This window comes from Erythrobacter sp., from assembly GCF_038133525.1.
In the GTDB taxonomy this organism is placed as follows: Bacteria; Pseudomonadota; Alphaproteobacteria; order Sphingomonadales; family Sphingomonadaceae; genus Qipengyuania.
The window spans coordinates 40,952-51,385 of sequence record NZ_JAYPTL010000022.1; the positions used below are offsets into that span (position 1 = coordinate 40,952).

A 10,434-nucleotide genomic window follows, 5' to 3' on the forward strand; every position below is an offset into this window, starting at 1 on the left:
GTCCATCAGTGCCTCGGTATGCGCCGGGCCGGGGGTACAGCGCAGGCGCTCGGTCCCGCGCGGCACGGTCGGGAAATTGAGCGGCTGCACATAGACGCCGTATTCGGCGAGCAGGATGTCGCTGATCTTCTTCGCACGCACCGGATCGCCCACCATCAGCGGCACAATATGCGTGGTCGAATCCATCACCGGCAGGCCGGCATCGCGCATTGCCTGCTTGAGATAGGAGGCAGCGGCCTGTTGGCCGTCACGCTCTTCGCTCGATCCCTTGAGGTGGCGGACCGCAGCGAGCACGCCTGCGACCAGCACGGGGCTGAGCGAGGTGGTGAAGATGAAGCCCGGGGCATAGCTGCGAATGCAATCGATGATACGGGTGTCGGCGGCGATATAGCCGCCCATGACGCCGAAGGCCTTGCCCAGCGTGCCCTCGATGATGTCGATGCGATGTGCCGCTTCGTCGCGCTCGGTGATGCCGCCACCGCGCTTGCCGTACATGCCAACCGCGTGGACCTCGTCGATGTAGGTCAGCGCATTGTACTTCTCGGCCAGGTCGCAGATCGCGTGGATCGGGGCGACGTCGCCGTCCATCGAATAGACGCTCTCGAAGGCGATCAGCTTGGGCACGGAGGGATCTTCGGCCGCCAGCAGCTCTTCGAGATGCGCCACGTCGTTGTGGCGCCACACGCGCTTCTCGCAGCCCGCATTGCGGATGCCCGCGATCATGCTGGCGTGGTTCAGCTCGTCGGAAAAGATCACGCAGCCCGGCAGCAGCTTTGCCAGCGTCGACAACGTGGCATCGTTCGAGACATAGCCGCTGGTGAACAGCAGCGCGCCATCCTTGCCGTGCAGGTCGGCCAGCTCCTGTTCGAGCTGGATATGATAATGGGTGTTGCCGCCGATGTTGCGCGTGCCGCCCGATCCGGCGCCGACGTCATGCAGCGCCTCTTCCATCGCGGCGATAACCTTGGGGTGCTGGCCCATGGCGAGATAGTCATTCGAGCACCAAACGGTGACCGGCTTCGGCCCATTGTGGCCGGCAAAGCAGCGCGCATTGGGAAAGGCGCCCTTGTTGCGCAGGATGTCGATGAAGACGCGATAGCGACCCTCGGCATGCAAGCGGTCGATGGCTTCGTCGAAAATCTGGTCGTAGTTCACGCGGGCCCTACCCGTCACAACGCCGCCCGTCCGCGGCTGGAAACCGCTGCGACATAATTGGGAAAGTGGCAGAATTCCACCGCGATCTTTGCGACTCGTTCTTAAGTACGAGCTGGTGGAGCGAAGGCAGGCAGGGGTGCTCCATCGTCTGCGCGGAAAAACTCGGCGCGCAGACCTTCGACGAAGGCCGCAAATTCGCCGCGTACGGCAAGCCACAGATCGCGTTCGTCCGTGGCGTCGGCCGGGACGGTCTCGAGCAATACTTCGAGAGCCGCATCGACCAGCCCAAGGTACCAGCGCGGCGGAACCAGCAGCGTGTCGTTGTGATGGACGATTGCCGTGCCCTGGTCGATCCGCGCCGTCGCGGGATCTTCGACCCATTGCAGTAGAAGGAATACGCTTTCGGCAGTCATGCGACCTTCAAGATCGCGCATCTGGCCTAGCCCGTGATGTTCGAAAGACGCGCGCGCATCGGGATGGCGGGCATAGAAAGCCTGCAGCACCGGATTGGTCACATCGCCGCGCTGATCGGCCAGCCGGGTGAGGCTGCGCTCCGCAAGCTCAATCCGGTCCTTGGCCATGGCCCTAGAACTTATCCAGCCGTTCGATGCCGTATGCGGCGAAGGTTTCCCTTAGCCGCTCAAAGTCGGCGAGGTCGCCGGTGGTGACCGCGCGATCGGGCTCTGATCGGGCGAAATCCTGGCCTTGCGTGAGATAGGCTATACGGCGGGCGATCCCCTCTGCACCGTGCACGAAGGTCACCTCGCGGCCGACCGCCGCTCGCAACTCGTCATCGAGCAGCGGGAAATGGGTGCAGGCGTGGACCAGCACGTCGATCTCGTCTGCGCCAGGCTGTTCCAGCAAGCCGGCAATCGCCTCGCGGGCTTCGGCTACGCTCACCGTGCCACCCCGCAGTTTGCGTTCCGCCAGCATGACCAACTGCGGTGCGCCGAAGCGCAACATGCGCTTGCCGCCCGCGAATTCCGCCTCCAGCGCATCGACGTAGGGCTGGCGAACGGTGGCGGCGGTACCCAGCACAGCGAAGGTTCCGGTCCGGGTGAGCGCGGCTGCGGGCTTGATCGCGGGGACCGTGCCGACGATCGGCACTTCAAGCACGTCGCGCACCATGCCCAATGCGATCGTGCTGGCGGTGTTGCAGGCAATGCAGACCAGCCGCGGCTGCCAGCGTTCGGCCATGCGACCCAGCAGGCCCGCGACCCGCGCGGCGATTTCGGCCTCGCTCTTTTCGCCATAGGGCAGGCCCGCCATGTCGGCGGCGTAGATGACGGGGGCGTCGGGCAAGGCCTTGCGTACCTCGGCGAGCACGGTCAGCCCGCCGACACCGGAATCGAACATCAGGATGGGAGAGGTGGCGGTTACGTCCAAATTCGCTCCGTTTGTCCCAAGCTTGTCGAAGGACCGCTTTTTCTTTTGCGCAGCGCCTATTAGAACTACGACCCTTCGACAAGATCAGGCCTAACGGGACAGGGGCGCGCAGGATGGATTTCGGTAGCGGTTTCACGATCACCACGCTCTATGCGGTCTTGCTCGGCTTTCTCTCCGGTTCGATCCCCTTCGGCCTGCTGCTGACCCGCGCGGCGGGGCTGGGTGATGTTCGCAAGGTCGGCAGCGGCAGCATTGGTGCCACCAATGTGCTGCGAACCGGGAACAAGGGTCTCGCAGCAGCTACCGTACTGCTCGATGCGGCCAAGGGTACGCTACCGGTGCTGGCAGCCGCTAAGTTGTGGCCCGGCCTCGAAGGTATTGTGGCGGTGGCGGCGGTTGCCGGACATTGCTTCACGCCCTGGCTCGGTTTTCGCGGCGGCAAAGGCTTCGCCACTGCAGCGGGTGTGTTGCTTGGCCTAGCCTGGCCGGCGATGCTCGCCTGCGCTGCGATCTGGGCCGCGACGCTGGCGCTCAGCCGGATCTCTTCGGTTTCGTCGATGACGACGGTGGTTGCTGCGCCCCTGGTCGCCTGGGGGCTGGGCTATCCCGCGGTCAGCTGGCCGCTGGTTGCGATCGCGGTCATAGTCCTGGTCCAGCATCGCGCCAATATTGGACGGTTGATGCGCGGCGAGGAACCGAAGGTCGGTTCCAAGGGGTGACCTCCCTCTCGCAGGAGGAGGCCTTCGCGCGCATCCGGCTGCTGCGCTCACCCAATATCGGGCCGGTCAGCTATGCCATGCTGTTGCAGCGCTTCGGTACCGCAGAGGCGGCCCTTGAGGCCTTGCCCGAGCTATCGGCGCGGGGTGGACGGCACTATCGCCCGGTCACGATCGATGCGATCGAGCGCGAGGTCGAGGCGGTGCGCAAAGCCGACGCGAAGTACCTGTTTCACGACCAACCGGCCTATCCCGCGCTGCTGAGGGAGATCGACGGAGCACCGCCGATCCTGACCTGGCGAGGTGATCTGGCGCTTGCCTCGCGTCCTTGCGTCGCCATGGTCGGCGCGCGCAACGCCAGTGCGGCGGCGGTCAAATTGGCGCGCGATTTCGCGAATGCGCTGGCCCAGGCAGGCTTTACCGTGGTGTCCGGCCTTGCTCGCGGGATCGACGGCGCGGCGCATGAAGGCGCACTCCCGGCGACTATCGGTGTGATCGCCAGCGGGATCGACATCGCCTATCCGCCACAACACGCGGATTTGCAGGAGCGGATCGCCGGCGAAGGCCTGCTGATCGCTGAACAGCCGCCGGGGACGGAACCGCGCGGCAGCCATTTTCCGAGCCGCAATCGCATCATTGCCGGGCTCGCCAGTGGCACGCTGGTGGTAGAGGCAGCGCCCAAGTCTGGCTCGCTGATCACCGCGCGGCTCGCAGGAGAGGCCGGGCGCGAGGTCATGGCTATTCCCGGCAGCCCGCTCGACGCCCGCAGCCACGGCTGCAATCAACTGATCCGCGAAGGCGCGGTGCTGGTCAACTCGCCCGAGGATGTGATCGAGTTGATATCGGGTTTCGATGGCCAGCCGCGTTCCCGGGTCCGCGATGACACACCGAACTGCGATCTTGCTCCGGGTGAGCTTACAGCCGCTGAACCAACAGAACTGGCTGAAATTCTTACGGCAGCACCTGTCCCCGTCGACGAACTTATTCGCCAGTCAGGCGGCAATGCGGCCGGGGTGCAGCTTGCGCTGCTTGAGCTGGAAATCGCCGGGTTGCTGGAACGGCATGCCGGAGGGCGGGTCTCACTTCTTCGCTAGGTCCGTCCCACTTCGGGACAAATTGTAAGAATCCGCCATTTTCGCCTAAGGCGTGACGCGTCTATGCAATGCGAATCGCCGCTTCGCTGCCATCGCCCGCAGCGAGTCGCGCGTTCGCCTTGAACCGCGATCGGTCGCAGACATCGCCAGATTTCGAACAGCGGACACGCTTCGGCGTATCCGCGACGGGCCGCCCATGTACCTCCTGTACGGGCGGCCCGTTCCCGTTTGCCTGCTTGACCTGCGCACGCGCTGCGCCACAACCGCACGATCGCTTGGGGGGACAATATGACGCGTGAGGAACTGTTCGCCAGCCGGGTCTATCGCTGGGCCGCGATTTACGGGATCCTGGTCCTGGCGCTGTCCTATTTCCAGCCAGTGCCCGATCCGTGGCGCCTGCCTTACCTTGGCTTCGTAGGTACGGCCCTGGTGTTCCAGGGTGTGTTCCTTGTCATCGCCCGCGACCCGCGCCGGTTTGAGCCGCTGATGCCGGTCACGTTCTTCGAGAAGCTTTGTTTCGGCGTCCCCGCGGTGGCGTTCTTCCTGCGCGGCCAGGCCGACGCGATCAGTGCGGTGTTCGGCACCATTGACCTGTTGTTGATGGTCCTGTTCTTCATCGCTTGGCGCAGATTGGCGCGTTCGCCCGCTTGACGCCCACGATTCCTCGGCCCCATTTTCGCGCGTACGTACACGTACACACGTAAGGACCGCGTTTTTCATCCCATGCAGCTCGTCATCGTAGAATCGCCCGCCAAGGCGAAGACCATCGAGAAATACCTCGGCAAGGACTTCAAGGTTCTCGCTTCCTACGGCCATGTCCGCGACCTGCCGGCCAAGGATGGCAGCGTGCGCCCGGACGAGGGTTTCGCGATGGATTGGGAAATCTATCGCGACAAGCAGAGCCGCTTCAAGGAAATCGCCGACGCCGCGAAGAAGGCCGACCGGCTGGTCCTCGCCACCGACCCCGACCGCGAGGGTGAGGCGATTTCGTGGCACGTCAGGGAACTGCTGGCCAAGCGCAAGGCGCTGCCCAAGGAAGTCGACCGGGTTACTTTCAATGCGATCACCAAGCAGGCGGTGACCGACGCGATGGCCAAGCCGCGCGAGCTCGACCAGCCGCTGATCGATGCCTACCTCGCGCGCCGCGCACTCGATTACCTCTATGGCTTCACCCTCTCGCCGGTGCTTTGGCGGCGTCTGCCGGGCGCCAAGAGTGCAGGCCGCGTCCAATCGGTCGCGCTGCGCCTGATCGTCGACCGCGAGCGCGAGATCGAGGCTTTCCGCGCCGAGGAATACTGGTCGGTCATCGCCACGATGGAACAGGACGGGACCGAGTTTGCCGCACGGCTGGTCAAATATGACGGGACCAAGCTCGACAAACTGACGCTGGGCGATCGCGGAAGCGCCATGGCCGCGCGCCAGGCAGTCGAGGATTCGCGCTTCACCATCGAGGAAATCGAGACCAAGCCGCTCAAGCGCAATCCCGCGCCGCCGTTCACCACCTCGACCCTGCAGCAGGAAGCCGCGCGCAAGCTGGGCTTTTCGGCCAGCCACACGATGCGGTTGGCGCAGTCGCTCTACGAAGCGGGTGCGATCACCTACATGCGTACCGACGGCGTGCAGATGGACGGCAGCGCCATCGCCGCCTGCCGCAAGGCGGTAAGCGAGCGCTATTCGGGCCATTACCTCCCCGAAAAGCCGCGCATCTACCAGACCAAGGCGAAGAACGCGCAGGAAGCGCACGAGGCGATCCGCCCGACCGACTTCAGCCGCGATCGCGCCGGATCGGGTGACGAGGGCAAGCTCTACGACCTGATCTTCAAGCGCGCGATGGCCAGCCAGATGGCTGCTGCCTCGCTCGAACGCACCACCGTGACCATGCGCGACCCCACTGGCCGCCACGAACTGCGCGCCACCGGCCAGGTGGTCAAGTTCCCCGGCTTCCTCGCGGTCTACCAGGAAGGCTTCGACGACAAGGGGGACGAGGACGAAGACGGTCTGCTGCCCGTCATGCACAAGGGCGACAGCCCGCTGAAGAAGGGTGTCGACGCCAACCAGCACTTCACCCAGCCGCCGCCGCGCTTTTCCGAAGCGAGCCTGGTCAAGCGGCTCGAGGAACTCGGCATCGGGCGCCCGTCGACCTATGCCTCGACCATCCAGACTCTGCGTGATCGCGCCTATGTGCGGATGGAGAAGAACCGCTTCTTCGCCGAAGAAAGCGGACGGCTGCTGACTGCCTTCCTCGAGCGCTTCTTCGAACGCTACGTCGCCTTCGATTTCACCGCCGGGATGGAAGACGAACTCGACACCGTTTCGGACGGGCGCGAGGACTGGAAGGAACTGCTCGAACAATTCTGGAAGGACTTCAAGCCCAAGACCGAAGAGGTGATGGACAAGAAGCCCTCGGAAGTGACCGAGGTGCTCGACGAATTCCTTTCCGGCTACCTCTTCCCCGAGCGTGCCGACGGCAAGGACGCGCGCCACTGCCCGCTGTGCGAGGCCGAAGGGCGAGACGGTGGTCGGCTGGCACTGCGCGGCGGTCGCTATGGCGCTTTCGTCGCTTGCGCAAACTATCCCGAATGCAAGTTCACCCGTCAGTTCGCCGCGCCCGGCGGCTCCGAGCAGGGCGGCGAGGATGCGGTACTTGGTCACGATCCCGAAACCGGCCTGCCGGTCGAGCGCAAGACCGGGCGTTTCGGCCCCTATATCCAGCTGGGCGAGGGCAAGGACGCCAAGCGCGCGAGCATCCCCAAGGATCTCGACGATTTCGATCTCGAATGGGCGCTCAAGCTGCTGAACCTGCCGCGCATCATCGGTCCGCATCCTGAAACCGGACTGGAGATCGAAGCGAATATCGGACGTTACGGACCGTATCTGCGCCATGACGGCAAGTATGGAAAGCTGACGAGCACGCGCGAAGTGTTCGAAATCGGGATGAATCGCGCGGTCGACGTGCTCGCCCAGGCGGCCAATCGCGGCGGTGCGGGCGGGCGCGCCAAGGCAGAGCCGATCAAGCTGCTCGGCACGCACCCGACCAGCGGCGGCGAGATCAAGGTGATGCCGGGTCGCTACGGACCCTATGTCACCGACGGTACCACCAACGCGACGATCCCCAAGGACGTGAAGCCTGAGGACATCACCGAGGCGCAGGCGGTTGAGTTGATCGACGCGCGTGCGGCCAAGGGCCCGGCGAAGAAGAAGGGCCGCAAGGCACCCGCCAAGAAGAAGGCCGCGCCGAAGAAGAAGCCCGCCGCGAAGAAGGCCGCGGGCTGATGGCCAAGGAACATTTCGAGCGGCACAAGCAGCCGTGGAACTCTGACGAGGCGGGGCAGCTGCGCACGCTTGCCGCCAAGGGCAAGGGTTTGAAGGAAATCGCCAAGGCGCTGAACCGCAGCGAGGAATCGACCAAGGACTTCGCCAAGAAGAACAAGATCGCGATTGCGAAAAAGCGGTAGGTGCCGGTGTAGCTCAGGCCGGATCGGGAGGAGACTGTGTCCGCACGCCTTTTCGAGATTTTCGTACCTGAAGGTCATGTGGAACAGTTGCAGGCGATCCTCGCCCGGCACAGCCGCCGTTTCTGGCAGGAGGCCATGCAGGGTGAGAGGGCCAAGTTCGGCTGTCTTGTGCAGCAGCGCTACACCGAACGGCTGATCGAGGACCTCGAAGCGAATTTCGCCGATTTGCCCGGGTTCAGCGCCCATATCTCGCGCCCGGAGGCGGTGCTTCCCCCGATTGAGGAAACGCCATCGACAGCCTTGCCGGATGCGAGCCAGGTCAAACCAAGCAACGCGATCGAGCGCTTCTTCACGCGCGACCGCATCAGCACCGACGAATTGCTCGACGACATCAATGATAGCATCCGCATTCGCCCGACCTACTTGCTGACGGTCGGGTTATCGTCGATCATTGCGGCGCTCGGTATGCGTAGCGGGCAGACGGCGGTGGTGATCGGGGCGATGATCATTGCGCCATTGTTGGGCCCGACCATGGGCATGGCGCTGGCCGCGACGGTAGGCGATGCCCGTCTGGGACACCGGGCAGCGATCACACTCTTGGTCGGCTGCATTGTCGCTATCGCCGGTGGGCTGCTGGTTGGCATGAGCACGGCAATCGATCCTGCAGTGGCAGAATTGCATAGTCGCACAGTGATGCAACCCGCGGATATTGCCCTTGCGCTGGCTTGCGGCGCGGCCGGTGTACTCGCGGTGAGCCGGGCTGCCTCGCTCTCGCTGGTCGGGGTTATGATTGCAGTGGCGCTCGTGCCCCCTCTGGCGGCGGTGGGTGTCTATGCGGGCCAAGGCCTGTATGAGTCCGCGGTCGGCGCTTTCCAGCTGTTCGCCACGAACCTCGTCTGCCTCAACGTGGCGGGTATCGCGACATTCCTGATCCAAGGACTTCCACCCAAGAACTGGCGCATCACCAGTGGCATCCTGCTGGTCTGGAGCCTCTTGCTGTTGTTGCTGGTGTCCTTGCTGGCGGAAAGCTTCAGGTTGCTGGGCTGAGCCAGACCTCTCGCGTTAGAGCCGCGCGTACCCCACCACCAGGCTTCCTGCCAGCACCGCCATGCTGGTTGCCAGGGCGATCGCAGCGGGACGTGACTCGCGCTTGCCATAGGCGATGGTGGTGCCCAGCTTCACGGTCATATTGGCAAGGATCGTCCCGCCGATCGCCAGCGCGGCGAGTTGCGGGGCGATGGTACCCGGCTCGAGCCCGCCGGCAGTGATGATCGCCGCGTCGACATCCATCGTACCCATTACCAGCAGCAGTACGGCAATACCCTCTTCGCCAAATGTGCCCTCAGCCCAGCGTGCGGCGACTGCGGCAGCGGCGACAAAGGCGACGAAGGTGAAGGCAGGCAGCAGGGCAATCGGATTGCCCGGCGGGGCTGGGCCCGTGCTGTGCGGTGCGCGGCGATAGAGCACCCAGCTGACCGCGAACCCGGCGATCAGGGCAGGTGCTACGATCACTACGAAGGGCAACAGCAGGCTTGTCGCCAGGATCGCCACAAGCACGATCACCCGCAGGTACATCACCGCCGTGGCGAGCGCGATGCCGGCGTTTTCGGCTCCGCCACCTTCGCCCGCACCCAGCTTTTGCGAGAAGGAATAGGTCACGGCGGTCGAACTGTAGGCCCCGCCGATGATCGCGGCTGCGATGGTTCCGCGCTTGGCGCCGAAGATGCGGTTGGCGGCATAGCCGGCGAAGGAAAAGCCCGTGACGACGATCACCACCAGCCACAGCGAATGCGGATCCCAGGCATCGTAGGGGCCATAGCGTTCGTTCGGCAGGAAGGGATAGACCGCCCCGGCGATGACCGCATAGCGCGCCAATGCCTTGATATCGGCCTCGTCGAGCAGGCCAAGCAAGCGGTGCGTTTCGCTGCGCAGGGCGAGCACCAGCGTGACCACTGCGGCACCCGCCACTGCCAGTGCGGGTTCCCCCGCCCCGGCGAGATAGCCCAGTGCGAGCGTGACCATGGCGGCCACCGCGCTGGTGGCGTCAGGGCTCCCTTTGGCGCCCATATCGCGCCAGTAGCCCAGGGCTACGACCCCCGCGCTCGCGGTGATCAGTAATCCCGCGACAAAGGGATAGCCGAAGGATTGCAGCAAGCCGGCAAAGCCAGCGCCAAAGCCGAGCAGGGTGAAGGTGCGTATTCCGGCGACCCGCGTTCCGTCTGCTTCGCCGCGCAGCTTCCAGCCGCGCTCGATACCGACGAGCAGTCCCACGGCGAGCGCTGCGCCGACGTGGAGCAGGTCGGGACCGGTCGCGATCACCTTGTCCGTTGCCTCACCGGACCCAATCCAGTCCGATTTCCTCGAACAGTTCCTTGCTCTCGGCCCAGTTCTCCTCGACCTTCACATGCAGGAAGAGGTGGACCTTCACGCCGAGCATTTCGGTCAGTTCCTTGCGAGCCGCCTCGCCGATTGCCTTGATCCGGCTGCCGCCTTTGCCCAGCACGATAGCGCGCTGATTGTCGCGGGTGACCACGATCTGCTGGTGGATCTCGAGGCTGCCGTCAGGACGGTGCTGATAGAGTTCGGGCCGCACCGCGCTGTCATAGGGCAGTTCCTCGTGCAGCTGGC

11 protein-coding genes are annotated in these 10,434 nt (G+C 64.5%); 6 read left to right on the plus strand and 5 right to left on the minus strand.

Going from position 1 to position 10,434, the window contains the following annotated elements:
* The 3 genes from hemA to murI all read right to left on the minus strand — a co-directional run.
* The coding region (gene hemA / locus AAFM29_RS07700) for a 5-aminolevulinate synthase (RefSeq protein ID WP_341712222.1) at positions 1-1,155 on the minus strand (1,155 nt) is incomplete at its 3' end.
* Positions 1,156-1,256: 101 nt separating this feature from the next.
* A complete protein-coding gene (locus tag AAFM29_RS07705) occupies positions 1,257-1,736 on the minus strand; it encodes a hypothetical protein (protein ID WP_341712223.1) in 480 nt (159 codons plus the stop codon).
* 4 nt (positions 1,737-1,740) lie between these two features.
* The gene (gene murI, locus AAFM29_RS07710) at positions 1,741-2,511 is read right to left on the minus strand and encodes a glutamate racemase (protein WP_341712232.1); all 771 of its coding nucleotides are present in this window, start codon (positions 2,509-2,511) and stop codon (positions 1,741-1,743) included.
* 143 nt (positions 2,512-2,654) lie between these two features.
* Here murI and plsY point away from each other — a divergent pair, with 143 nt between their 5' ends.
* From plsY to AAFM29_RS07740, 6 genes are all read left to right on the plus strand, one after another.
* A complete protein-coding gene (gene plsY, locus AAFM29_RS07715; RefSeq protein ID WP_341712224.1) occupies positions 2,655-3,260 on the plus strand; it encodes a glycerol-3-phosphate 1-O-acyltransferase PlsY in 606 nt (201 codons plus the stop codon).
* On the plus strand, positions 3,257-4,351 hold the full coding sequence (gene dprA, locus AAFM29_RS07720; RefSeq protein WP_341712225.1) for a DNA-processing protein DprA: 1,095 nt from the start codon (positions 3,257-3,259) through the stop codon (positions 4,349-4,351). The genes plsY and dprA overlap by 4 nt, the downstream gene beginning before the upstream one ends.
* 288 nt (positions 4,352-4,639) lie before the next feature.
* Entirely contained in the window at positions 4,640-5,002 is a 363-nt protein-coding gene (locus AAFM29_RS07725) for a hypothetical protein (RefSeq protein ID WP_341712226.1), read from the plus strand.
* Between the two features lie 72 nt (positions 5,003-5,074).
* Positions 5,075-7,624 (plus strand): type I DNA topoisomerase, encoded by a 2,550-nt coding sequence (topA, locus tag AAFM29_RS07730; RefSeq protein ID WP_341712227.1) that lies wholly within the window; start codon positions 5,075-5,077, stop codon positions 7,622-7,624.
* Complete coding sequence (locus AAFM29_RS07735; protein ID WP_341712228.1) at positions 7,624-7,806, plus strand: hypothetical protein; 183 nt, start codon at positions 7,624-7,626, stop codon at positions 7,804-7,806. The genes topA and AAFM29_RS07735 overlap by 1 nt, the downstream gene beginning before the upstream one ends.
* Positions 7,807-7,842: 36 nt before the next feature.
* A complete protein-coding gene (locus tag AAFM29_RS07740; protein ID WP_341712229.1) occupies positions 7,843-8,853 on the plus strand; it encodes a TIGR00341 family protein in 1,011 nt (336 codons plus the stop codon).
* A 15-nt stretch (positions 8,854-8,868) separates the two neighbouring features.
* Here AAFM29_RS07740 and AAFM29_RS07745 read toward each other — a convergent pair whose 3' ends face one another.
* Both AAFM29_RS07745 and AAFM29_RS07750 read right to left on the minus strand, forming a co-directional pair.
* Positions 8,869-10,125, minus strand: coding sequence for an MgtC/SapB family protein (locus AAFM29_RS07745; RefSeq protein WP_341712230.1), 1,257 nt, complete (start codon positions 10,123-10,125; stop codon positions 8,869-8,871).
* A gap of 13 nt (positions 10,126-10,138) precedes the next feature.
* Positions 10,139-10,434 (minus strand): KH domain-containing protein (locus AAFM29_RS07750; protein ID WP_341712231.1); only part of this gene is annotated, 296 nt, incomplete at its 5' end.

What these genes read in the sequence shown, in the direction of transcription:
- AAFM29_RS07705 (WP_341712223.1), bottom strand. Translation starts at nt 1,736, where the DNA reads ATGGCCAAGGACCGGATTGAGCTTGCGGAGCGCAGCCTCACCCGGCTG.
- murI (WP_341712232.1), bottom strand. Translation starts at nt 2,511, where the DNA reads ATGTTCGATTCCGGTGTCGGCGGGCTGACCGTGCTCGCCGAGGTACGC.
- plsY (WP_341712224.1), top strand. Translation starts at nt 2,655, where the DNA reads ATGGATTTCGGTAGCGGTTTCACGATCACCACGCTCTATGCGGTCTTG.
- AAFM29_RS07725 (WP_341712226.1), top strand. Translation starts at nt 4,640, where the DNA reads ATGACGCGTGAGGAACTGTTCGCCAGCCGGGTCTATCGCTGGGCCGCG.
- topA (WP_341712227.1), top strand. Translation starts at nt 5,075, where the DNA reads ATGCAGCTCGTCATCGTAGAATCGCCCGCCAAGGCGAAGACCATCGAG.
- AAFM29_RS07735 (WP_341712228.1), top strand. Translation starts at nt 7,624, where the DNA reads ATGGCCAAGGAACATTTCGAGCGGCACAAGCAGCCGTGGAACTCTGAC.